Below are 22814 nucleotides of genomic sequence, written 5' to 3'. Positions count from 1 at the left end.
GGCGAGCGCGGTCCCCCTGGGCGTGCGGAGGTCCACCCGGACTACATCGCCGCAGTCGATCAAGTGTTTCCGCGCTCCGGATCTTCGAGCCCCTCGGCCCGCGACCGGGCCTGCCCCTCCGTCCGGCGGCTCGGGTGCCCGCCGCCCTGCTCGCAACGGCCATCAGCGCGCTCGGCCAGGCCTTCGACCGGCGATCGACGTTCTGGGTGGCCAGCTCGCCCTGGGCGTCGCCGGCGCCATCGGCACCCTGCAAGTTTCGACACCGGGGAACGGGTACCCGCCCGATGAACCACCCACCGAAAGGACCCCTCGTGACCAGCGTGCCCGTCATCGAACTCTCCAACGGCGTGGCGATGCCACAGCTCGGCTACGGCGTGTTCCAGGTCCCGGACGACGAGACCACCGCCGCCGTGAAGGCCGCCCTCGACGCGGGCTACCGCAGCATCGACACCGCCGCCCTCTACGGCAACGAAAAGGGCGTCGGCCGGGCGATCGCCGAGTCCGGCCTCGCCCGGGACGAGCTGTTCGTCACCACCAAGCTGTGGAACTCGGCCCAGGGCTACGACTCGACGCTCAAGGCGTTCGACGAGAGCATGAAGAAGCTCGGCCTGGAGCAGCTCGACCTGTACCTGATCCACTGGCCGACGCCGGAGCGCGACAAGTACCTCGACACCTGGAAGGCGTTCGAGAAGCTGCACGCCGACGGCCGGGTCCGCGCGCTCGGCGTGTCCAACTTCCAGCCCGCCCACCTGGAGCGCCTGCTCGACGCGGCCGACGTCGCCCCGGTGCTCAACCAGGTCGAACTGCACCCGTACCTGCAGCAGCAGGAGCTCCGCGAGTTCGACGCGAAGCACGGGATCGCGACGGAGGCGTGGAGCCCCCTGGCCAAGGGCGGCTCGCTGCTGGGCGACCCGATCATCGCGGAACTGGCGGTGAAGCACAGCCGCACGCCCGCGCAGATCGTGCTGCGCTGGCACCTGCACCTGGGCAACGTGGTGATCCCGAAGTCCGTGACGCCGTCGCGGATCGAGGAGAACTTCGACCTGTTCGGGTTCACCCTGTCGGAGGAGGAGCTGGAGTCGCTGACGCCGCTGGACCGCGGCGAGCGCACCGGCCCCGACCCGGACACCTTCAACGCCGCCTGACCCCGCGCACCCGCCTGGTCGTGAGTGAGAAACAGTGTTCTAATCCTGTTTCTCACTCACGACGGCGGGCGGGTCACTGCTTGCGGGCCACGCCGCCCAGCGTCAGGAAGTTCAGCTCGCTCAGCGGGTGCAGCCGGGGGCCGTCCGGCCACCATTCGTGCAGGTAGACCAGCCCCGGCCGGAGCAGTTCGGTGCCGTCGAAGAACGACGTGATCTGCTCCCGCGTGCGGTAGACGCTGCCCAGCCCGGTGCCCTGGAAGCTCGTCTCCAGCAGGCGCGCCAGCTCCTGGCGGGGCGAGTCCTCTTCCGGGTCGAAGTTGTGCGTGAGCAGCAGGTACGACCCGGGCGCGAGCGCCGCCACGTACTCCGCGACGATCGACTTCGCGCGCTCGTAGTCGTCGATGTGGTGCACGATCGAGGTCAGGATCAGCCCCACCGGCCGGGTGAAGTCGAGGTACTCCTCGACGACGTCGTCGGCCAGCGTCTCCGCCGGCCGGGTCAGGTCGGCGCCGGTCACGTGGGTCAGGTAGTTCTCTTCGAGCAGCGCCCGGCCGTGCACCTGCACGACCGGGTCGTTGTCGACGTACACCACCTGCGCGTCCGGGTTGTACCGCTGGGCCACCTCGTGGGTGTTCTCCGCGGTCGGCATGCCGGAGCCGAGGTCGAGGAACTGGTCGATGCCGCGCTTCCCGGCGAGGAACCGGATCGCGCGCACCAGCCAGTCGCGGTGTTCCTTGGCCATCGCGCGCGCACCGGGCGCGATGGCCAGCAGGCGCCGCATGGCTTCCCGATCGACCTCGTAGTGGTCGTGGCCGCCCAGCAGTGCGTCCGACAGCCGGGCCAGGCTCGCCTTGGAGAAATCGAGGGACGCCGAGCCCCCCTCGGTTCCCGACCGCAGGTCGCCAGGCGTCATCGACTGTTCTCCCTCGTCTGGGGCGCCGGCCCCTGCCCCGGGGCCCGGCCACCTTCGTCCGGCAACGGACAGTGCACAGACTACGACATGCCGTTCACCAAGTGAACCGGGCCGAAGGGCCTTGCCTGCCAGGCACAACTATCCGATCAGCAGTTCACGCCACAGGTGTCCGCCGTCCGTGGTGCGGTACAGGGCGGAGCCGCCGTCGGCATCCGGCTGGCCGTCGACGACTACGCCGGTGGAGCGGCCGGGGAAGTCCAGATCGGTCAGGCTGAGCCCGCGGTCGGACAGCACGGTCGTCGTCCACGTGCGGCCGCCGTCGGCCGTGCTGTGCAGGAACCCGGTGCCGCCGCCCTCGGCCGCCACCGTCGCGGACGTCGGCGACGCCGCGCCGAAGCCCTGCGTGATCCCGATGAAGGGTGCCGCGTCACTCCCGCTGAACGTCCCGCCGAGCTTCGCCGCGTGCCGCAGCTCCCGCTCGGTCGAGCCCGGCTGCGGCGAGCCGGGGCTGCTGCTGCACAACGCCACGACCTGCTGCTCCCGCACCCCGGCGAGCGAGGCGACCGTCCCGGCCGGGCACGGCGGGGCGGCCGGGGTGAAGCGGACGCCGTCGCGCGAGGTCCAGTACTTCTCGGTGCCGTAGTCCGCGCCGAGCGCCACCTGCAGGCCACCGCCGACGGCCAGGTCGCCGTAGGTGATCCCGCCGGCGGCCGCGAAACCGGGCACCGGGGCGAGCACCGGCGAGCCGGCGACACCGGAGTACAACCGCGTGGCACCGTGGCCGTCCCCGAAGGTCGTGAGGACGGCGAAGACCCGGCCGGCGGTTTCGGTGATCTTCGAGAGGTAGTAGGGCTGCCGCGCGCCGATGAGGCCGACCGGGTGCCAGCTCGCGCCGCCGTCGCGGGTCGTGCGCACGTGGACGCCGTCGCTGACGTACGCGACGCGGTCGCTCGTGAAGGTCAGCGCGACGTGGTTGTGGTTGTCCGGCAAGGACATCGGCGGCGCGCCCAGCCGGCGCCAGTGCGTTCCGCCGTCGGTGGTGCCCAGCAGCGCCGGGCACCACGACTTCGCGCAGGGCGAGTACCCCAGGACGTACCCGGTGTCCGGGCCGGTCCAGCTCGTCGAGGCGGGCCGGAACCCCCGTGGGACAGGGGTTTGCGCCGTCGCGGGAGAGACGAGCACGGCCAGGAGGGTGAGGACGGACGCGAGCAGCGCCGGGATTCTCATGATCCCCTGGACGTGCCGCGCGGGACGGGGTTGCCCGCGTGGCGCGAGGTTCCACCGCGCGGCTCAGCGCGCCGCGGCCAGCCGGGCGTCGAGCTCCGCGAGGTCGGCCACGAACCAGACGTGCCGACCCCGGTTGGACTCCCGCACGACGTCCTGGAAGACGGTGCTCGCCTCGACGTGCGGGCCGACGTCGCCGAGCAGCACCAGCCGGAAGCCGTACTGGACGATCTTCGAGAAGAAGTGCCCGATCAGCTTGGTGCGCATGTCGAAGAACCGGGCGGGGAACCGCTCGACCGGCACGACGAGGACGTCGGCACTCTGCCCGAAGGTGGCCCCGACGAGGTCGACGGCGTCCTGCTCGGTGGCCAGCTCCGGCCCCTCGGACGGCACGAACCACACCCCGGCGCCGTGGCGCTGGTCGATCACGATCCTTCTCCCTTCAGGAATTCCGCCGCGGCCGCGGCCCAGCCGGGCAGGAAGTGCCCGGCGTCCTCGGCCGGCCGCACGTCGGCGCCCGGGAGGGCTTCCCGCAGCTGGGTCCGGCCCGGCTCCCCCGGCGCGTCGACGGCGTGCACGCGCAGGTGCTCCGCGAGCGTCGCGATGTCGGGCAGCCAGTGCGCGGCGGTGCCGCCGGAACCCTGCAGCGCGACGAGCGGCGGCGCGGCCACCGGGCCGGAGACCACGGCGAAGGTGTCGCCGAGGCGGGTCGCGAGGGTGCGCGTCTCGTGCGGCACGGGCCAGCGGCGCAGGAGCGTGTCGTAGCGCTGCCGGACCGCCACGGCGCCTTCGGCCGAGCGGTAGACCGTGGTCACGTCAGGCCCTCGGTGAAGGAGGCCACGAAGCGCAGCAGCTCCGCGCCGGCGGCGAGGTCGCCGAGCACGATGATCTTCATGGTGGAGCGCTCCTTGTCGTAGATCGTTTCGACGCGCAGGGGCCGCTCACCCCCGTCCCGCGGCCCGTTCACCGAAGCGACGACGACGGTGGCGATCCGGTCGGCGGTCGCCCGGTCGACGCCGGTGACCTCGGCGACGCCCGAAAGCTCGGCGACGGGCCGGTCCGGCCGCGGTTCGGCCACCGGCAGCCCGGTGAACGCCTCGAGGTCGTCGGCGGCGATCCGGTACTGCTTGCCGATCCGGACCGCCTTGAGCCGCCCGTCGCGCACGTAGTTCCGGACCGTCCGGACGTGCAGGCCGAGCTTCGCGGCGACCTGCTCGACGGAGAAGACCTCCTGCGTCATGACCCTCCTTATGTTCCACAAACTACCCTATCATGTCAAGTGATAAGGAAGTTTAGGGAATGCGCGGTTCGCTCACCCGAGTACCGGGTATCCCCCGGTGCCACCGTACGCCCAGGTCCGTCCACATCGGACTCCTCGAAAGGACGGCGACGACGATGCCGTATCCCCCGCCCCCGGAGCAGCCCTACGATCCGCGGTACGAACCCGCCGCGGCCGAAGAAGTCGTGGAACGCACCCACCCGCGCATCCGGATCGTCCGCACGGTCAACGCCCTGATCCACCTCGTGTGCGCGGTGTTCGCCCTGGTCCTCGCGGTGCACATCGTGCTGGTGCTGGGCGACGCGAACTCGGCGAACGGCTTCGCGCACCTGATCACCGAGTGGTCGTCGAACGTCTCGCTCGGCCTGCGCAACCTGTTCACGCCGGATTCGGAGAAGCTGCGGACGTTCTTGAACGACGGTCTCGCCGCGCTGATCTGGCTGGCCATCGGCGCCATCCTGACCGACGTCATCGCCCGCATCGGCGTGCCGGGACCCAGGCGGGTCTGGTACCGCCGCCGCAGCTACTACGGCTGACGCACGCGAAAGAAGCCGCCCCGGCCACGACCGGGGCGGCTTCTTCGTGCGCTGGGTCAGCCCTGCGGCTGTTCGGCGACCGGTTTGACGGGCTCCGGCTCGGGCTCCGCCGGGACCTCGGCGGCGTCGGCGGGCCGGGGAGCGGGAACGCCCTGGGCGGCGACCACGTCGAAGTGCTCCCGGCACCAGCGGCCGTAGCGGCGTGCCTGCACTGTCATGGTGTCCACCTCCTCTCCACGGGCGATCCTGGTCACCCCCTCAGCGTCCTCCGCCGGGGTGCCGAAAGCCAACAGATTTAAGCGGGACTTAACACACGGCCGGGTGATTGTCTACAAAGGACTTCAGCCCGCGAACTCGCGCACGACCGTCCGGCAGAACGCCGGCAGGTCGTCCGGATTGCGGCTCGAGACCAAGCCGTTGTCGACCACTACCTCTTCGTCGACGACGGTGGCGCCGGCGTTACGCAGGTCGGTCCGGATGCTGGGGTACGAAGTCAGCGTGCGGCCACGCACGACATCCGCTTCGACGAGCGTCCACGGACCGTGGCAGATCACCCCGACCGGTTTGCCCGCGCGCACGAAGTCGCCGACGAACTTGACCGCTTCGCCGTTCGTCCGCAGGTTGTCGGGATTCATCGTGCCGCCCGGCAGCAGCAGCGCGTCGAAGTCGCCGATGCCGACGTCGGCCACCTTCCGGTCGACCGGGAACCGGTCGCCCTTGTCGATGTCGCCGTTCATCGCCTGGATCTCACCGGTGTCCAGCGACACCAGCTCCACCGTCGCGCCCTCGTCGAGCACAGCCTGGCGCGGCTTCTCCAGCTCGACCTGTTCGACGCCGTCCGCGGCCAGGATCGCAACGCGGCGGCCTTGCAGTGCGTTCGCCATGGGATTCCTCCGTCGGGATCAATGCACGAAGGAACTACCCCCTCCGGAGGCGGTCAAACGCGGTCCAAAGAGGACAGAGACTCAGTCCGCGCACTCGATGGCCAGCACGGCGATGTCGTCGTGCGCCGAACTGCCCAGCCAGTCGCGCACGGCCTGCCGCAGCCGCCGCACGACCTCGCGGGCGGGCTCCCCCGCCGCGGCCGCCAGCACCGCGCGCAGCCGGTCGTCGCCGAACAGCTCCGTCGGGTCGTGCCGGTTGCGGGCCTCGGTGATGCCGTCGGTGTAGAGGAGGCAGACGTCGCCGCGCTCCAGCCGCACCTCCGCCTCGGCGAACCGGGCCTGCGGCGAGATCCCGACCAGCGTCCCCGGGACGGTGACCTCTTCGACCACGCCGGCCCGGCGGACGATCAGCGGCGCCGGGTGCCCGCCCGAGGCCAGCGTCAGGCCGACACCGCCGTCGGACGGCCGGGCCGTGCCGAGCACCAGCGTGGCGAACCGGCTGCTGCCGCCCGCGATGAGCAGCTCGTTGAGCAGCCGCAGCAGCGTCCGGCCGTCACGCTCGACCATCGCCAGCGCGGTCAGCGCGTGCCGGACCCGCCCGGTGAGCGCCGCGGCCTCGGCGCCCTTGCCGCAGATGTCGCCGAGCACCAGGAACGCGCTGCCATCGTCGTGGGCGAGGACGTCGTAGAAGTCGCCGCCGACCGCGAGCACCCCGGCGGCCGGCTCGTACCAGGTCTCGAACCGGGCGCCGTCCAGCTCGGGCGGGTCGACCGGGCGCAACGTCGTCTCCAGGCCGCGCGTGGCCTCCTCCTGGCGGGCGTAGCGCTGCGCGTTGGCCAGCGCCGTCCCGGCCGCCTTGGCGAACTCGACGACCGCGCGCCCCTGTTCGGCGCCGAACTCCGGGTCCGCCCGGCGGCCCAGCAGCAGGGCCCCGGTGACGCCGGAGCCGGCGCTCGGGCCCAGCGACACCACCGTCACGTCGGCGTGCCCGGCGAACCGGTCGGCGACGATCGAGGGCAGCGTGGCGACCTCGGGTGCGGGGACCGGGGCCGGCTGCGGCTTGCCGGTGGCCGCGAACGTCGCCGCCAGCACCGGCGCGACCTGCGCCGGGACCCGCCGGATCCGGCCGTGGCCGTGCGCCGACGGGCGCTCGCAGCTCCACCACTCCCACCGCCCGCGCGTGGTCGGCAACAGCACGAAGACGGTGTCGGCCAGCGCGGCCGAGGCCAGCTCGGCGATCACCCGCGCGGTGCCGTGCCGCCCGCGCGCCCCGGCCAGCCGGGGGCCGGCCTCGGCGAGGAAGTCGCCCACGTGCCGCTGCGGGACGTCCTCCGCCGGGACGGTCCAGGAGTGCCAGCCGCCAGGCAGGGCGCGGACCCGGGCCGGACGACGATTGCCGGACACCTCCACGTGCCCGGAGGTTTCGGCGACCGGGTGCAGCCGCGGCTCGACGCCGCCGGTCAGCGTCCGCGCCGCCGGGTTCGCCCAGCGCAGCGCGCCGTCGGCGTCCTGGAGGAACACCGCGTCGCGCACGTCTTCGAGGACGGCCCGCCCGAAGGCGTCGAAGCCCGGCGGTACGTCCTCACCGGTCATCGGCGGCAGGGCCGCCGAGGCCGGAGCCGGACGTGACACCATGCACGGACCTCCTGCCTCCGGACTGCTATCGCACGGCTACCGCGTGAGCGGGCGGACTGGCTCGAAGTGTAGGGCGAATCATGGCACGCTGGGTCGACGACCATGGCTGGCGCATGCGTGGTGGAGAGGGTCGGCACACATGACAACGGAATCCCAGAGCGAGGCGGCGGCGCTGGAGCGGCTGCTCGTGGCGGTGCGGGATCTCGGGGACGGCAACTTCCGCCGGCGGCTCGTGCCGCACGGCGACGGCATCTCGGCGCAGCTCGCGGTCGCGTTCAACGACATCGCCGAGCGCAACCAGCGGCTGGTCAGCGAACTGCTGCGGGTGCGCGCGGCCGTCGGCCAGGACGGCAGGCTCAGCGAGCGGGTGGAGGCCGAGGTCGGCCCCGGCGGCTGGAGCACCGCCGTCGAGAGCGTCAACGGCCTGGTCGAGGACCTCACGCGCCCCACGATCGAGCTGGACCGAGTGCTCGGCGCGGTCGCGGAGGGTGACCTTTCCCAGCCGATGACCCTGACGCTCGACGGCCGTCCGCTCCAGGGCGCGTACGCGACGCTGGCCAAGACGGTCAACGGCCTCATCGCGCAGCTGTCGAGGTTCGCCGCCGAGGTGACGAGGCTCTCGCGCGAGATCGCGGGTGAGGGACGTCTCGGCGGCCAGGCGGTCGTCCCGGGCGTGTCCGGCACCTGGCGCGACCTCACCGACTCGGTCAACTTCATGGCCGACAACCTCACCGAGCAGGTCCGCAACATCGCCCAGGTCACCACCGCCGTCGCCCGCGGCGACCTGACCCAGAAGATCAACGTCGACGCCCGCGGCGAGATCCTCGAGCTGAAGAACACCATCAACACCATGGTCGACCAGCTCTCGTCGTTCGCCGACGAGGTCACCCGCGTCTCGCGCGAGGTCGGTTCGGACGGCAAGCTCGGCGGCCAGGCCCAGGTGGCGGGCGTCGCCGGGACGTGGCGCGACCTCACCGACTCGGTCAACCAGATGGCCGACAACCTGACCGACCAGGTCCGCGGGATCTCGCTGGTGGCGACCGCGGTGGCCAACGGCGACCTGACGAAGAAGATCGACGTCGACGCGCGCGGCGAGATCCTGCAGCTGAAGAACACGCTGAACACGATGGTCGACCAGCTCTCGGCGTTCGCCGGGGAGGTCACCCGCGTGGCGCGGGAGGTCGGCTCCGAGGGCAAGCTGGGCGGCCAGGCCGAGGTGGCGGGCGCGGCCGGAACGTGGCGCAGCCTCACCGACTCGGTCAACCAGATGGCCGACAACCTGACCGACCAGGTCCGCAACATCTCGCACGTGACCACGGCCGTGGCGAAGGGCGACCTGACCCAGAAGATCACCGTCGACGCACGTGGCGAGATCCTCGAGCTCAAGACGACCATGAACACGATGGTCGACCAGCTGTCCGCCTTCGCCGACGAAGTCACCCGAGTCGCCCGCGAAGTCGGCACCGAAGGTCAGCTGGGCGGGCAGGCGCAGGTCCCCGGCGTCGCCGGGACGTGGCGTGACCTCACCGGGTCCGTGAACTTCATGGCGAACAACCTGACCACCCAGGTGCGCAACATCGCCCAGGTCGCGACGGCCGTCGCGCGCGGCGACCTGACGCAGAAGATCGCCGTCGACGCCCGGGGCGAGATCCTGGAACTCAAGACCACGCTGAACACGATGGTCGACCAGCTCTCCGCCTTCGCCGACGAAGTCACCCGCGTCGCCCGCGAAGTCGGCACCGAAGGCAAGCTCGGCGGCCAGGCCACCGTGCCCGGCGTCGCCGGGACGTGGAAGGACCTCACCGATAACGTCAACTTCATGGCGAACAACCTGACCGACCAGGTCCGGAACATCGCCACGGTGACGTCGGCGGTCGCGAAGGGCGACCTGACGCAGAAGATCTCGGTCGACGCGCGCGGTGAGATCCTCGAGCTGAAGACCACGCTCAACACGATGGTCGACCAGCTCTCCGCCTTCGCCGACGAAGTCACCCGCGTCGCCCGCGAAGTCGGCACCGAAGGCAAGCTCGGCGGCCAGGCCACCGTCCGCGGCGTCGCGGGCACCTGGAAGGACCTCACGGACAACGTCAACGTCATGGCCACCAACCTGACCGACCAGGTGCGCAGCATCGCCACCGTGGCGGCCGGCGTGGCCAACGGCGACCTGTCGAAGAAGATCTCCATCGACGCCCAGGGCGAGGTCGCGGCACTCGCCGAGACGCTCAACGGCATGGTCGAGACGCTGCGCGCGTTCGCCGACGAGGTCACCCGCGTCTCGCGCGAAGTCGGCACCGAAGGCATCCTCGGCGGCCAGGCCCGGGTCCCCGGCGTCGCCGGGACCTGGAAGGACCTCACCGAGAACGTCAACTTCATGGCGCACAACCTGACCAGCCAGGTGCGCAACATCTCGCAGGTGACCACCGCGGTCGCGAAGGGCGACCTGACGAAGAAGATCGACGTCGACGCCCGCGGCGAGATCCTGGAACTCAAGACCACGATGAACACGATGGTCGACCAGCTCTCGGCGTTCGCCTCCGAGGTCACGCGCGTGGCGCGCGAGGTCGGCACCGAGGGCAAGCTGGGCGGCCAGGCCGAGGTCGACGGCGTGTCGGGCACCTGGCAGCGGCTCACCGAGAGCGTGAACCAGCTGGCGGGCAACCTGACCACGCAGGTCCGCGCGATCGCCCAGGTCGCGACGGCCGTCACGGCAGGCGACCTGACCCGGCACATCACGGTCGACGCGTCCGGCGAGGTCGCCGACCTCAAGGACAACATCAACCAGATGATCGCGAACCTCAAGGAGACGACGAGGACCAACCGCGAGCAGGACTGGCTGAAGACGAACCTCGCGCAGCTGTCGGGCCGGATGCAGGGCCACCGCGACCTGGCGTCGGTCGCCGCGCTGATCCTGTCCGAGCTGGCCCCGCTGGTCCGCGCCCAGCAGGGCGCGTTCTTCCTGGCCCGCGACGACGACCGCGACGGCACGGTGCTCGAGTGCATCGCCGCGTACGGGCTCGCGCAGTCCCGCGCCGGGCTGCGGTTCGCGATGGGCGAGTCGTTGATCGGCCAGGCCGCCGTCGACCAGCGCACGATCCTCGTCCAGGACGCGCCGCCGGAGTACGCGCTGGTGTCGTCCGGGCTCGGCTCGGCGTCGCCGGTGAACCTGATCGTGCTGCCGGTGCTGTTCCAGGGCGAGGTGCTCGGGGTGCTGGAACTGGCTTCGGTCAACGAGTTCAGCACGGTCCACCAGGACCTGCTGGAGCAGCTGCGGCACACCATCGGCGTCAACGTGAACACGATCCTGTCCAACTCGCGGACCGAAGCGCTGCTGACCGAGTCGCAGCGGCTGGCCCAGGAGCTGCGGGCGCGCTCGGAGCAGCTGCAGGCGCAGCAGGGCGAGCTGCGGCGGTCCAACACGGAGCTGGCCGAGAAGGCGGCGCTGCTGGCCCAGCAGAACCGCGACATCGAGGTCAAGAACAGCGAGATCGAGCAGGCGCGCCAGGAGCTGGAGGAGCGTGCCGGGCAGCTCACGGTGGCGTCCCAGTACAAGACCGAGTTCATGGCGAACATGTCGCACGAGCTGCGGACGCCGTTGAACAGCGCGTTGATCCTGGCGAAGCTGCTCTCGGAGAACCCCGAGGGCAACCTGACGGAGAAGCAGATCCAGTTCGCGAAGACGATCTACGCGGCCGGGTCCGATCTGCAGCAGCTGATCAACGACATCCTGGACCTGGCGAAGGTCGAGGCGGGCCGGCTGGACATGCAGATGTCCGACATCACGCTGCCGGAGCTGGTCGACTACGTCGAATCGCTGTGCCGGCCGCTCACCGCGGACAAGGGCCTCGACTTCGCCGTCCACATCGACCCGCCGGTGCCGGGCAGCGTCCACACCGACGAGCACCGCCTCCAGCAGATCCTCCGGAACCTGCTCTCGAACGCGGCGAAGTTCACCGACGAGGGCAGCGTGCGGCTCCACATCCGGGCCGCCGACCCCGCCGAGGTGGAGCAGGAGGCGCTCCGGAACGCGCCGGGCATCATCGCGTTCGCCGTCGAGGACACCGGCATCGGGATCCCGGAGGAGAAGCTGGCGGTCATCTTCGAGGCGTTCCGCCAGGCGGACGGCACGACGAGCCGCAAGTACGGCGGCACCGGCCTGGGGCTGAACATCAGCCAGCAGCTGACGGAGCTCCTGGGCGGCGAGCTGCGCGTGGTGAGCGAACCAGGAGTCGGGTCGACGTTCACGCTGTACCTCCCGGTGGCGGCGGCCAACCTGGTCGACCCGGCGGTGACGGCGCTGTCGTCACCGCGGCTGCCGGCGGTCCCGAGCACGGTCCTGGTCGCCGCCCCGGACGTCACGCCCAAGCGCTTCCACGGCGAAAAGGTCCTGATCGTCGACGACGACCTGCGCAACGTGTTCGCCCTGGCCGCGGTCCTGGAGCAGGCGGGCCTGGAGGTGGTCTACGCGGAGACGGGCGTGGACGGGATCCGGGCGCTGGAGCGCCACGAGGACACCGCGCTGGTCCTGATGGACGTGATGATGCCGGAGCTGGACGGCAACGCGACGATCGCGGCGATCCGCGCGGAGGCGGTCAACGCGGACTTGCCGGTGATCGCGGTGACGGCGAAGGCAACCCCGGAAGACCGGGCCAGGACCCTGGCCAGCGGCGCGGACGACTACATCACGAAGCCGGTGGACACGGACAAGCTACTGGACGTGATAGCGGCGTCCCTGGAGGCGGACGCCGCGTCGTTCGGTGGAGCGGGTGACGGGAATCGAACCCGCGTAGCTAGTTTGGAAGACTAGGGCTCTACCATTGAGCTACACCCGCGTGCCCCCGAGGTACCCGGGTGCGGGGCCAGCTTAGCGTGACCCGCTAGGCTGACCACACACCCCCCTGGGGGTGTCACGGGATGTGGCGCAGCTTGGTAGCGCATTCGCTTTGGGAGCGAAGGGTCGCAGGTTCAAATCCTGTCATCCCGACCAGCTTGACCATGGACGACGGCGTTGCCCCTTCGGTCCGGAGGGGCCGCCGCACCCCGGGCGGGCTGGCTGCAACGGCCCGGGGTGCCACGGGGAGTCAACGGACATGGTCGTCAACGGCGGGCGGGAACCCTGCGCGGAATCCGCGGCCGGTACCAGGTGCACGAGAGTCCGGGTCCGGGGCACGGATCGCTGCCTGCACCATCTGACCTCCGCCGAACTCGAGCGGTACGTCCATGGCCTCAGCCGGGACGTCACCGAGCGCGACTTGCTCGACCCGCCCATTGCCGAGACACTTCTCGATCGCGTCGTCACGAATCTCGCCGAAGACGCCCGAGTCGAAGACGCGCCGAAACCATCTCGTGAGATCAACTTGTCCGCCGCGACCTTCCTGGGCGACGCCCACATCCGGTGGACCGGCACCGACCGACCGGAGGGCGACGACGCCTATTTCGTCGGCGCGACCTTCACGGGCGACACCTACTTCGACGGCAGCCCGGCCACCGGAAATCTCTACCTTTCCGGCGCCACGTTCCTGGGCGACGTGTACTTCTCCGAAATCGGCGACAACCCACCGGGATTCACCGGGAACGTCTACTGCACCGACACGACCTTCATGAAGAAGGTCTACTTCAGTCGCACCAAATTCGCGGGAGACGTTTACTTCACCGGCACAGCCTTCGAGGACGACGCGTATTTCACCGAGGTCACGTTCACGAACGGCGCCTACTTCTCGCGGACGTCCACCCGTGATCGCGAAGTCATGGGCGATCCAACACACTTCGCCAAAGACGTGCACTTCGACCGGACAACGTTCAGGAACGGCAGCGACTTCTCCGGCGCGATCTTCGACGGTGACGCCTACCTGACGCGCACCGCTTTCGCCGCTCGTGCCGACTTCGCCGGCGCCACGTTCGCCCGCGACGCCTTCTTCTCCGATTCACGCTTCGCGACCGCGCGCTTCCACGAGACCACCTTTGCCAAAGGGTTCGACGCTGAAGGCTCCACGTTCGACCACCTCGACTTCAGCCGCGCGAAGTTCGATGAGCTCCAGCGGCTGGGCCCGCTGGTCGCCGATTCGATCCTCCTCACCCGAGCGTCCTTCAAGAACCCGGTGGTCATCGAAGCGGAGACCACGCAACTGTCCTGTGGCGGTGCGAGGTTCACCGGCGGAGCCGAACTCCGCGTCCGGCACGGCCGGGTGGACCTCGCGGAAGCGTTCTTCGGTTCCGCCTCTTCGCTGTCCACGTCGGCCGCCCGCTTCTCCTCGGGCGACGACCGCGAGTCCGCCGACCACCGGCCGGTCCTCATGTCGCTGCGCAGCACGGATGTCAGCGAACTGGCCCTCACGGACGTCGACGTCCGGTGGTGCCGCTTCGCCGGGGCACACCATCTCGACAAGCTCCGCATCGAAGGCGTCAGCCTGTTCCACAAGCCGCCCCGGGGCAGGTGGCGCACCTCGCGGCAGGTCCTCTTCGAGGAGCACCTCTGGCGCGCTGGTCTCCGGCCACGCGAAGGGTGGCTGAGCGCCACTCCGTGGGAGCCCCAGGGCGGCCGGGCCGAGGACGTGGGCGCCGAACGCCTGGCCGCGGTCTACCGATCGCTCCGGAAAGCGCTGGAGGACGGGAAGAACGAAGCCGGCGCGGGCGACTTCTACTACGGCGAGCAAGAAGCACGGCGTCGCGCCGACGCCACCTCGCGCGTGGAGAAGATCATCCTCTGGGCCTACTGGCTGATCTCCGGATACGGTCAGCGCGCTTCGAGAGCCACGGCGGCGCTCCTGCTCCTCGTCGCCGTGGTCACCAGCCTGCTGATCGGCTTCGGGTTGCCCAGCCCCGGCCCCGCCTCCCAATCGACGACGACCACGACGTCGTCCCAGACGGTGACGACCACGGTGGATCTTCCCGCTCAGCTCCCGCCAGCCGGGCAACGATGGACGTGGCGTCGCGCCGGCGACGCCACGCGCATCGCGCTCGGTGCCGTCGTGTTCCGGGACGCCGGGCAGAAGCTCACGACGACAGGCACCTGGACGGTCATGGTCGCGCGGTTCCTCGGCCCGCTCTTACTCGCTCTGACCGCGCTGGCGATCCGCGCCCGCGTCAAGCGCTGACGGCCTGAGCGAGCCAGGACGTCAGCGTCGACGCGATCAGCGCCGGTTGGTCCTCCGGCGTGTGGTGGCCCGCCGTTACCGGGTGGTGGATCACCTCCAGCGATGCGAAGTTCGACGTCATCCACTCGATCGTCGGTGGCGTCAGCATCGTGTCCGGACCCGGGTCGAACGTGATCAACAGTTTCGGAATCGAAGGCGTGGATGCCAGCCAGTCGTCGAATGCCTTGATCCGGGCCACCACCTCCGGCGGTGCGCCGCCCAGCGGGAGGGACTTGGCCCAGCGCAGCAACGGGATCCGCGACTCCGCGGTCGGGTACGTCTCCGCGTACTCCCGAGGCAGCATGAACTCCGGGAGGTCGGTGACGCCCGGCTCCTTGAGCGCGCGGAACACCGCCGCTCCCGCCGGCGGGAACTCCTCCCACGTCATCGGCTTCAGGACCGCCTCCGTGAACACCAAGCCGCGGACCCGGGACGGGTGCCGCGATGCCCAGTCGGCCGCCAACGCTCCGCCCCAGTCGTGGCCCACCAGGACCACGTCGTCCAAGGACAGAGCGTCGAACCACGCCTCCAGGTACCGCGCGTGGTCGGCGAACGAATACTCGATGGCCGGCCGCGGCGAGGCGCCCATGCCGATCAGGTCCGGGGCCAGCCGGCGGCCCGGCACCGCAGGAATCACGGTGCGCCACAAGTGCGACGATGTCGGGTTGCCGTGCAGGAACACTACCGGTGCGCCCGCGCCGACGTCCACATAGGACAAAGGACTCACTTGAACGCCACCGCGGTGCGGGCCGCCCACTCCGAGAACGGACGCGGTGGGCGACCCAGCACCCGCGATACGTCCGGGCTCACCCGCTGCTCCGCCGGGAACGGCGTCCCCAGGATGTCCAGCGTTGCCTCCGCCACCTCGGCGGGCATGAAGCCCGACATGACCGAGAACGCTTCCGACCGCGTCTGCGAGAGGAACCGCACCGGCTCCCCCAGCGCTTCTCCGATCGCCGCCGCCTGGTCGCGGGGTGTCACCAGCGCCGGGCCCGTCAGTTCGTACGTTCGGCCCGCGTGCGAGGCGTTCACGAGCGCCGCCGCCGCCACCGCGGCGATGTCCGACGGGTCGACCAGCGGCAACCCGACGTCCCCGAACGGCGCGGACAGCGTCCGCGACGAACGCACGCTTTCCGCCCACTGCAACGCGTTCGACGCGAATCCGCCCGGCCGCAGGATCGTCCACTCCCGACCCGACTTCCGCACCGCGTCCTCGAACACCGAGGGATGACGGCCCGTTCCGACGCCCTGCGACGACAACAACACGACCCGCGCCCCGGCGATCTGGTCCAGCACCGGTTCCAGCGGACCCCGGAAGCCCGGCGGCAGCAGCAGGAACACTGCCGACGCTCCGGAGAACGCCGGACGCAACGATGCCGCGTCCGACAAGTCACCTCGATACGGCCCCCGGCGGGACACCGCCGTCACTTCTTCACCCGCCGCCGCCAGCGCTTCCACCAATGGCCGTCCGACGTTTCCCGTCGCTCCTGTCACAACAATCATGGGAACGACGCTACATTCCGACGTATAGTAGGTACCTAGAGGAAAGTAATGACTGGAGGGCCCGAAAGTGACCGGAACCACACCCGAGCTCGCCTGCCCGATCGCCCCGGTCGTCGACATCGTCTTCAGCCGGTGGACGACGCCGATCCTGTGGGCGCTCAACGAATACGGGCGCCAGCGGTTCGTCGAGCTGCAGCGCAGCATCGCCACGATCACCCCGAAGGTGCTCACCCAGCGGCTGCGGCAGCTCGAGCGCGACGGCCTCGTCGTCCGGACCTACCACGCCGAGGTGCCGCCGCGCGTCGAGTACGAGATCAGCGAGCTGGGCCGCAGCCTCGGGCCGCTGTTCGCCAGCCTCGCCGAATGGTCACCCAACCTCGGCAAGGTCGAGCAGGCGCGCCAGGCCTACGACGCCAAATCCAGGTAGTCGAGGTTCGCCGGGCCGTCCGCGGCCGTCGCGGTCAGGCGGACCGTGTGCGGACCCGCACCCAAGGCCACCGGACGTGTCACCGTGCTCCACGTCGTCCACGCGCCGGTCGCCGGAAACGGTACGGCCGTCGCCACCACCGTGCCGTCGACCGTGATGTCCACCGGGCGCGCCGCCGCCGTGCCGTTCGCGTAGCCGAACGTCAGCGCCGACGCCGGCCCCGTCACCTGCCACTCGACGTAGCTGCCCACCGCGTTGGCGCCGTTCGCGAAGCCGGTCCCCGAGAAGCCCGCGTGGTTCGAGTCCACCGTGCCGCCCACCGACAGGGTGGCCGATTCGGCTTCGTAACGAGTGGAACCGCCGGCGCGAGAAACCCGGTACAGTACCGTCGCGTGCGCGGGCACCGAGGCGCTGATCGACCCCGAAGTCGTGCGGACAGCCTTGCTCCACAAGTCTTTCAGCGAATATGACGACGCGCTGCCGATCCCGGTCGCCGAGGCCGAGGTGCTGATCGTCGCCGTGGCCGACGTCTCGTTGGACAGCGCCACCGCGCGGTCGCCGTTGGCCAGGACCTTGCTGTAGACGACCAGGCCGCCGGTCGCGCTGAGCACCGTCGCCTGCTTGCCGAGCGAGTCCTGGTCGAGCGCGATGACGTCGGTGTTCTTCAGGATCGAGAAGCTGTCGTCGGACACCTTCCGCAGGTCGCTGCCGATGAGCAGCGGCGCCGCCATCATCGCCCACAGGCTGAAGTGCGTGCGGTACTCCGCCGCGGTCATGCCGCCGTTGCCGACTTCCAGCATGTCCGGGTCGTTCCAGTGCCCGGGCCCGGCGTACTGCGCCAGGCCGCGGTTCGCCTGGGCCTTCGAGATCATGCTCGACCACTTGTCGGAGATGTCACCGGTGGTGCGCCACAGGTTCCCGACCGGCGCGGCCCACGTCCACGGCTGGTTCTGGCCCCACTCGCAGATGGAGTACGCGATGGCGCGACCGGACTTCGCGAGCGCGTCCCGCATCGCCTTGTAGCGCTGCTGCGCGTCGACGCCCTGGTTGTTGCAGTTGTCGTACTTCAGGTAGTCGACGCCCCAGGAGGCGAAGAGGTTCGCGTCCTGCTGCTCGTGGCCGAGCGCGCCGGGGAAGCCGGCCTTGTTGCACGTGTGGGTGCCCGCACTGGTGTAGATGCCGAACTTCAGGCCCTGCCCGTGCACGTAGTCGGCCAGCGCCTTGATGCCGTGCGGGAAGCGCGCCGGGTCGGGGACGAGGTCGCCCTTCGCGTTCCGATCCGGCAGCGCCCAGCAGTCGTCGATGTTGACGTAGGTGTAGCCGACGTCCTTGAGCCCCTTGCTGACGAACAGGTCGGCGATACCTCTGATCATCGTCTCGTTGAAGTCCGCCTTGCACTGCGTGGAGTTCCAGTTGTTGAACCCCATCGGCGGCGTGCGCAGGAGCCCGTTCTCGAGGGCGAGCGCCGGGGACTGGGACAGGACGAGACCGCTGGCCGCGATCGCGAGCGCGGCGCCCGCGCCCGCGATTCGCCGGAGAAAGGACATACGCACTCCCGGTGGATGAAGACGTCGGAGGTCTGCACCCGTTAGTAAAGAGTCCTGCCTAACCGGGAGTCAAGAGATCATGTATCAGATATGAATTTGGGTTTCCGCTGGCCGGGACGCTACTCCGCGGTCACCTGCCGGGCCGTCGCCATCGCGCGCTCGGTCTCCCAGAACGCCCGCATCGACGTGATCAGCCCGTCCTCGCCGACGCGGTAGACGAACACCCCGTCGGTGTCGACGCGGTAGCCGCCCGGCAGGTACGTCGTGATCGTGCCGACGTTGGCGCACTCGTCCCCCGCCGCGTGCGAGTCGCGGATCGTGAACTCGAAGCGCTCCACGTTCGCGATCGTCTTGTCCCAGAACGCGCTGATCCCCTCGCGGCCGTGGTGCCCCTTGCCCTCCTCGTCGAAGAACGACGGCCCGACCGGGTCCTCGACGACGCCGTCCGGCGCGAACAGGTCCAGCCACGCCTGTTTGTCCCCCGCCGTCACCGCGGTCATCGACGCGAACGCCGCGCGCCGCGCGGGCGGCTGCTCCGCCGCGGTGTCCCAGCTGACCTGCACGCCCATGGGAGTCACTCCTCGAACTTCGCGATGATCTCGGCGCCGAACTTGCGGATCGCTTCGAGCTTCGGCTCGACCGGCGCGTCGAACCCGACGCCGTCGAACACCCACGGCATGGTGATGATGTCGGTGACGCCTGCCTCGGCCTGCTCGCGGTAGCCGTCGAGACCGAACTTGTCGATGCAGACGGCCTGGTACTCGAACGGGTCGTCGGCGCGGCCGCGCTCGGCCAGCAGCTCCCTGAGCCGGGCGATCGTGTCGCGCAGCTCCTCGAGCTTCATCATCGCCGACGACCAGCCGTCGGCGACCCGGGCCGCGCGCTTCAGCGCGACTTCGGTGTGCCCACCGATGTAGAACGGCACGCGCGACGGCGGTGCCGGGCTCATCTGGATCTTGTCGAAGTCGTAGAACTCGCCGTGGTACTCGACCATCCCGCCGTCGAGGATCAGCCGGAGGACGTCGATGGCCTCGTCGACGCGCTTGCCGCGCCGCTCGAACGGGACGCCGCAGTACTCGAACTCCTGCGGCAGCCAGCCGACGCCGAGCCCGAGGCCGAACCGGCCGCCGGTGAGCACCGACGCCGAGCCGACCTGGCGCGCGAGCAGCACCGGGTTGCGCGAGCCGAGCTTGAGCACCGAGGTGTAGAAGTGGATCCGGCTGGTGACCGCGCCCATCGACGCGGTCGCGACGAGCGGGTCCACCCAGGGGGTGTCCGCGGTCCAGAACCGGCTGCCGTCGGGGGTGTACGGGTAGTCCGTGTCCACCGTTTCGGCGTAGAAGAGCGAGTCCGGCAGGGCGATGGAGGCGAAGCCGGCCTCTTCGGCGGCCCGGGCGAGCTCGCCCAGCTGATCGAGGGGGTTCATCGCGATCGACAGGGTGAACTTCATGTCGGAACTATAACGTGTTCTAGTTTCCTCGGCCAGCCCGCGCGGTGTGCCGGATCACGTCCCGGGAACCCTCCGCGTAACGTCCGCGTTGTCCGAATCAAAGGTGACTTCCGGTCACCGGGCACCGAGCTTCTGGGAGTGGTCCATGGGCACCGCGATCTTCCTGATCGTGCTCGTCGTCGTGATCGTCGGTGGCGGCCTCTATTTCTCGCGGCAGCGCGCCGCGGCCCGGCAGCGGGAGCTCGACGACGCCAAGGCCGACGCCCGGCGCCTCGTCGAACGGCTCGGCGGTCAGGTCCTCAACATCAGCGGCAACGACACCGCGTCGCAGCAGGCGATGGCGGACGCCGCCGAGCGCTACAACGCGGCCGGCTCGCAGATGGAGCAGGCCCGCACGATCGAGCAGGCCCGGCTGGTCAAGGAGACCGCCATCGAGGGCCTCTACTACGTCCGCGCCGCGCGCACCGCGATGGGCATGGACCCCGGCCCCCAGCTGCCGGAGGAGGCCGAGCGCGAGCGCGCCGGCAAGGTCACCGAGCACCGCGAGGTGGACGTCGAAGGCCAGCGCTACGCCGCGTCGCCCGACGCCGGCCAGGACACGCCGTACTACTACCCCGGCGGCCGCGTGGCCGGGCGGCCGGTACCGCAGGGCTGGTACAGCGAGCCGTGGTGGAAGCCCGCGCTCGTCGCCGGCGCCTGGGGCCTCGGGTCGATGGTCCTGTTCAGCGCGATGTTCTCCGGCATGAGCGGCATCGCCGGCGCGTCGGCCTGGGAATCGGGCTACGACGCGGGCCAGCAGGACGCACTCGAGTCCGGTGACCTGGGTGGCGACGGCGGTGACTTCGGTGGCGACGGCGGAGGCGACTTCGGCGGCGGTGACGGCGGAGGCGACATGGGCGGCGGTGACTGGGGCGGGGGCGGCTTCGACGGTGGTGGGTTCGACGGTGGGGGCTTCGACGGGGGCGGCTTCGACTTCTGACCGCCGGCTGGCATCCTCCTGGACGACCTTCAGGAGGATGCCGTGGCGACCGTGCTGATCCCCGTCCCGGCCCGGGACTCGGACCCGTCCGAAGTGGCCGTCAGCCGGGCGGTCCTCGCCGGGCACACCGTGGTCTTCGCGACGCCGGACGGGTCGCAGGCGACCTGCGACGAAATCATGGTCACCGGCGAGGGCCTCGACCCGTGGAGCCGGGTGCCGGGCCTGCGGAAGCTCACGGCCCTCGGCCGCGTGCTGCGAGCCGACCAGGCCGCGCGTGACGCGCACCGCGCGTTGCTCGCGGATCCCGCGTGGCGCGCCCCGATCCGCTGGGACGACATCGCGCTCGACGACTTCGACGGCCTGCTGCTGCCGGGCGGGCACCGGGCCCGCGGGATGCGCGAGTACCTCGAAAGCCCGGTGCTGCAGGACGTGGTCGTCGACGCCTTCCGCCGCGACCTGCCGGTCGGCGCGATCTGCCACGGTGTTCTGCTCGCCGCGCGCAGCGTCGACCCGGCCACCGGGCGGTCGGTGTTGCACGGCCGCACGACGACGGCCTTGACCTGGCAGCTGGAACGGACGGCCTGGCGGCTCGCGCGGCGGACCCGGTTCTGGGACCCGGACTACTACCGCACCTACCGCGAAGCGCCGGGGCAGCCTCAGGGGTATATGTCGGTGCAGCAGGAGGTCACGCGCGCGCTGGCGCGGCCGGAGGACTTCCGCGACACGACCGACCGCGTCCAGGCGAGCGGCCGCGCCCGCGACCGGCTCGGCGACGCGCGGCCGGCGTTCGTCGTCGAGGACGGCAACTACGTCTCGGCCCGCTGGCCCGGCGACGTCCACACGTTCGCGAAGGCGTTCGCGGCGAGGCTCTGAGTCAGGCGGGCTGGCAGGTCGGGCACCAGTAGAGGTTCCGCCCGACCAGCTCCGAGTTCGCGACCGGCGTCCCGCAGACCAGGCACGGCTCGCCCGCGCGGCGGTAGACGTACACCTCACCGCCGTGGCGGTCGACGCGCGGCGCGCGGCCCATCGCCTCCGGCAGGTGCTCGGGCCGGACCGTGTCGATCCGGCCGACGCGGACGCCGTCGCGCATCAGGGTCACCAGGTCGGCCCACAGGTCGTCCCACAGCGCGCGATCCAGCGCCCGGCCGGGTGTCAGCGGGGCGACGCCGTGGCGGAACAGCACCTCGGCGCGGTAGACGTTGCCGACGCCCGCCAGCACCGCCTGATCCATCAGCAGCGCCGCGATCGACGTCTTGGACCGCGAGATGCGCGCCCAGGCCTGCTCGGGTTTCGCGTCGCGGCGCAGCGGGTCCGGGCCCAGCCGCGCCTTGATCGCGTCAGCCTGGTCGGGGGACAGCAGCTCGCACCGGGTGGGCCCACGCAGGTCCGTCCAGTGGGTCTGCCCGGCCAGCCGCAGCCGGACCTGCCCCACCGGCTCCGGCGCGGGCAGCGGCGACTCGCCGAAGGTGCCGTAGAGGCCCAGGTGGATGTGCACGATCCCGAGGGACCCGTAGTCGTGGAACAGGTGCTTGCCGTACGCCTGCGCGCCGACGAACACCTGACCGTCCAAACGGGACGCCTCGGCGGCGAACCGGCCCTGCGGACTGCTCACTTCGACCGGAGAGCCGGCGTACCGGCGCTTGTGCAGCCGCGCGAGCCGGTGGAGCGTGTGCCCCTCGGGCATCAGGCCTCCGGCAGCGCCGGCGGCGTCCCGGTGCGCTCGTAGTCCAGCAGCTGCTGCACGCGGCGCGCGTGCCGCTCCTCCGGCGAGACCTCGGTCGCCAGGAAGGCTTCGACGATCTCGGTGGCCTGCTCGACGGTGTGCATCCGGGCGCCGACGCCGATCAGCTGGGCGTGGTTGTGCTCCCGGCACAGCTGGGCGGTCTCGACGCTCCAGGCGAGGCCGGCCCGCGCACCGGGCACCTTGTTCGCGGCGATCTGCTCGCCGTTGCCGGAGCCGCCGACGACGATGCCGCGGCTGCCCTCGTCGGCCACCACGCGCAACGCCGTCTCGACGCAGAACGCCGGGTAGTCGTCGGCCGCGTCGTAGACCCGCGGACCGATGTCGGTGACCTCGTGGCCCTGCTTCTCCAGGTGAGCCACCAGGTGGTTCTTCAGCTCGAAGCCGGCATGGTCGGATCCCAAGTAGACACGCACGGCTG

The 22814-nt window shown here is 70.7% G+C and carries 22 protein-coding genes and 2 tRNA genes; 8 read left to right on the top strand and 16 right to left on the bottom strand.

Going from position 1 to position 22814, the window contains the following annotated elements:
* Window positions 1-311: 311 nt before the first annotated feature.
* On the top strand, window positions 312-1145 hold the full coding sequence (locus tag OG738_RS23660; protein WP_329044163.1) for an aldo/keto reductase: 834 nt from the start codon (window positions 312-314) through the stop codon (window positions 1143-1145).
* A gap of 73 nt (window positions 1146-1218) precedes the next feature.
* Here OG738_RS23660 and OG738_RS23655 read toward each other — a convergent pair whose 3' ends face one another.
* The 5 genes from OG738_RS23655 to OG738_RS23635 all read right to left on the bottom strand — a co-directional run bounded on the left by OG738_RS23655 (window position 1219) and on the right by OG738_RS23635 (window position 4522).
* Complete coding sequence (locus OG738_RS23655; protein ID WP_329044162.1) at window positions 1219-2058, bottom strand: SAM-dependent methyltransferase; 840 nt, start codon at window positions 2056-2058, stop codon at window positions 1219-1221.
* Between the two features lie 138 nt (window positions 2059-2196).
* The gene (locus OG738_RS23650; RefSeq protein WP_329044160.1) at window positions 2197-3285 is read right to left on the bottom strand and encodes a sialidase family protein; all 1089 of its coding nucleotides are present in this window, start codon (window positions 3283-3285) and stop codon (window positions 2197-2199) included.
* 63 nt (window positions 3286-3348) lie between these two features.
* Window positions 3349-3711, bottom strand: a complete 363-nt coding sequence (locus OG738_RS23645; RefSeq protein ID WP_329044158.1) for a DUF4180 domain-containing protein — start codon at window positions 3709-3711, stop codon at window positions 3349-3351.
* Complete coding sequence (locus OG738_RS23640; RefSeq protein WP_329044157.1) at window positions 3708-4097, bottom strand: alpha/beta fold hydrolase; 390 nt, start codon at window positions 4095-4097, stop codon at window positions 3708-3710. Before OG738_RS23640 ends, OG738_RS23645 begins: the two co-directional genes overlap by 4 nt.
* Window positions 4094-4522: a helix-turn-helix domain-containing protein gene (locus OG738_RS23635; protein WP_329044155.1), complete on the bottom strand. Its 429-nt coding sequence runs from the start codon at window positions 4520-4522 to the stop codon at window positions 4094-4096. Before OG738_RS23635 ends, OG738_RS23640 begins: the two co-directional genes overlap by 4 nt.
* 155 nt (window positions 4523-4677) lie before the next feature.
* On the opposite strand from OG738_RS23635, the gene OG738_RS23630 reads away from it, so the two are divergent.
* Window positions 4678-5097 carry a hypothetical protein gene (locus OG738_RS23630; RefSeq protein WP_329044153.1) on the top strand — a complete coding sequence of 140 codons (420 nt, stop codon included), beginning with the start codon at window positions 4678-4680 and terminating at the stop codon, window positions 5095-5097.
* 56 nt (window positions 5098-5153) lie between these two features.
* Here OG738_RS23630 and OG738_RS23625 read toward each other — a convergent pair whose 3' ends face one another.
* The 3 genes from OG738_RS23625 to OG738_RS23615 form a co-directional block, all read right to left on the bottom strand.
* Entirely contained in the window at window positions 5154-5315 is a 162-nt protein-coding gene (locus tag OG738_RS23625; protein WP_329044152.1) for a hypothetical protein, read from the bottom strand.
* A 123-nt stretch (window positions 5316-5438) separates the two neighbouring features.
* Entirely contained in the window at window positions 5439-5981 is a 543-nt protein-coding gene (locus tag OG738_RS23620; RefSeq protein WP_329044150.1) for a type 1 glutamine amidotransferase domain-containing protein, read from the bottom strand.
* 81 nt (window positions 5982-6062) lie between these two features.
* Entirely contained in the window at window positions 6063-7616 is a 1554-nt protein-coding gene (locus tag OG738_RS23615; protein WP_329044147.1) for a SpoIIE family protein phosphatase, read from the bottom strand.
* Between the two features lie 139 nt (window positions 7617-7755).
* Here OG738_RS23615 and OG738_RS23610 point away from each other — a divergent pair, with 139 nt between their 5' ends.
* The gene (locus OG738_RS23610) at window positions 7756-12420 is read left to right on the top strand and encodes a HAMP domain-containing protein (protein WP_329056809.1); all 4665 of its coding nucleotides are present in this window, start codon (window positions 7756-7758) and stop codon (window positions 12418-12420) included.
* Here OG738_RS23610 and OG738_RS23605 read toward each other — a convergent pair.
* Window positions 12372-12445, bottom strand: a tRNA-Gly gene (locus OG738_RS23605). The two genes, OG738_RS23610 and OG738_RS23605, sit on opposite strands and share 49 nt — an antisense overlap.
* Window positions 12446-12523: 78 nt before the next feature.
* On the opposite strand from OG738_RS23605, the gene OG738_RS23600 reads away from it, so the two are divergent.
* A tRNA-Pro gene (locus tag OG738_RS23600) sits at window positions 12524-12600 on the top strand.
* Between the two features lie 370 nt (window positions 12601-12970).
* A complete protein-coding gene (locus tag OG738_RS23595) occupies window positions 12971-14707 on the top strand; it encodes a pentapeptide repeat-containing protein (RefSeq protein WP_329044145.1) in 1737 nt (578 codons plus the stop codon).
* Here the strand turns inward: OG738_RS23595 and OG738_RS23590 are convergent.
* Together OG738_RS23590 and OG738_RS23585 are read right to left on the bottom strand one after the other, a co-directional pair.
* The gene (locus tag OG738_RS23590) at window positions 14697-15473 is read right to left on the bottom strand and encodes an alpha/beta fold hydrolase (protein ID WP_329044143.1); all 777 of its coding nucleotides are present in this window, start codon (window positions 15471-15473) and stop codon (window positions 14697-14699) included. The two genes, OG738_RS23595 and OG738_RS23590, sit on opposite strands and share 11 nt — an antisense overlap.
* Window positions 15470-16249: an SDR family oxidoreductase gene (locus tag OG738_RS23585; RefSeq protein WP_329044142.1), complete on the bottom strand. Its 780-nt coding sequence runs from the start codon at window positions 16247-16249 to the stop codon at window positions 15470-15472. The genes OG738_RS23590 and OG738_RS23585 overlap by 4 nt, the downstream gene beginning before the upstream one ends.
* Before the next feature lie 67 nt (window positions 16250-16316).
* On the opposite strand from OG738_RS23585, the gene OG738_RS23580 reads away from it, so the two are divergent.
* The gene (locus OG738_RS23580; protein WP_329044141.1) at window positions 16317-16676 is read left to right on the top strand and encodes a winged helix-turn-helix transcriptional regulator; all 360 of its coding nucleotides are present in this window, start codon (window positions 16317-16319) and stop codon (window positions 16674-16676) included.
* Here the strand turns inward: OG738_RS23580 and OG738_RS23575 are convergent.
* The 3 genes from OG738_RS23575 to OG738_RS23565 all read right to left on the bottom strand — a co-directional run bounded on the left by OG738_RS23575 (window position 16655) and on the right by OG738_RS23565 (window position 19673).
* Window positions 16655-18223: a carbohydrate-binding protein gene (locus tag OG738_RS23575; protein ID WP_329044140.1), complete on the bottom strand. Its 1569-nt coding sequence runs from the start codon at window positions 18221-18223 to the stop codon at window positions 16655-16657. The genes OG738_RS23580 and OG738_RS23575 overlap by 22 nt on opposite strands.
* A gap of 119 nt (window positions 18224-18342) precedes the next feature.
* On the bottom strand, window positions 18343-18792 hold the full coding sequence (locus OG738_RS23570) for a nuclear transport factor 2 family protein (RefSeq protein ID WP_329044138.1): 450 nt from the start codon (window positions 18790-18792) through the stop codon (window positions 18343-18345).
* Window positions 18793-18797: 5 nt separating this feature from the next.
* On the bottom strand, window positions 18798-19673 hold the full coding sequence (locus OG738_RS23565; protein ID WP_329044136.1) for an LLM class F420-dependent oxidoreductase: 876 nt from the start codon (window positions 19671-19673) through the stop codon (window positions 18798-18800).
* A gap of 145 nt (window positions 19674-19818) precedes the next feature.
* On the opposite strand from OG738_RS23565, the gene OG738_RS23560 reads away from it, so the two are divergent.
* Both OG738_RS23560 and OG738_RS23555 read left to right on the top strand, forming a co-directional pair.
* Window positions 19819-20652, top strand: a complete 834-nt coding sequence (locus tag OG738_RS23560) for a hypothetical protein (protein ID WP_329044135.1) — start codon at window positions 19819-19821, stop codon at window positions 20650-20652.
* A 42-nt stretch (window positions 20653-20694) separates the two neighbouring features.
* On the top strand, window positions 20695-21525 hold the full coding sequence (locus tag OG738_RS23555) for a type 1 glutamine amidotransferase domain-containing protein (RefSeq protein ID WP_329044133.1): 831 nt from the start codon (window positions 20695-20697) through the stop codon (window positions 21523-21525).
* 1 nt (window position 21526) lies between these two features.
* Here OG738_RS23555 and OG738_RS23550 read toward each other — a convergent pair whose 3' ends face one another.
* Together OG738_RS23550 and OG738_RS23545 are read right to left on the bottom strand one after the other, a co-directional pair.
* Window positions 21527-22336 carry an Fpg/Nei family DNA glycosylase gene (locus OG738_RS23550; protein WP_329044132.1) on the bottom strand — a complete coding sequence of 270 codons (810 nt, stop codon included), beginning with the start codon at window positions 22334-22336 and terminating at the stop codon, window positions 21527-21529.
* Window positions 22336-22809: a ribose-5-phosphate isomerase gene (locus OG738_RS23545; RefSeq protein WP_329044131.1), complete on the bottom strand. Its 474-nt coding sequence runs from the start codon at window positions 22807-22809 to the stop codon at window positions 22336-22338. The genes OG738_RS23550 and OG738_RS23545 overlap by 1 nt, the downstream gene beginning before the upstream one ends.
* Between the last annotated feature and the right edge of the window lie 5 nt (window positions 22810-22814).

The sequence above is a fragment of the Amycolatopsis sp. NBC_01488 genome (assembly GCF_036227105.1).
Taxonomy (GTDB): Bacteria; Actinomycetota; Actinomycetes; order Mycobacteriales; family Pseudonocardiaceae; genus Amycolatopsis.
This window is presented reverse-complemented; position numbering and strand designations above follow the sequence as displayed.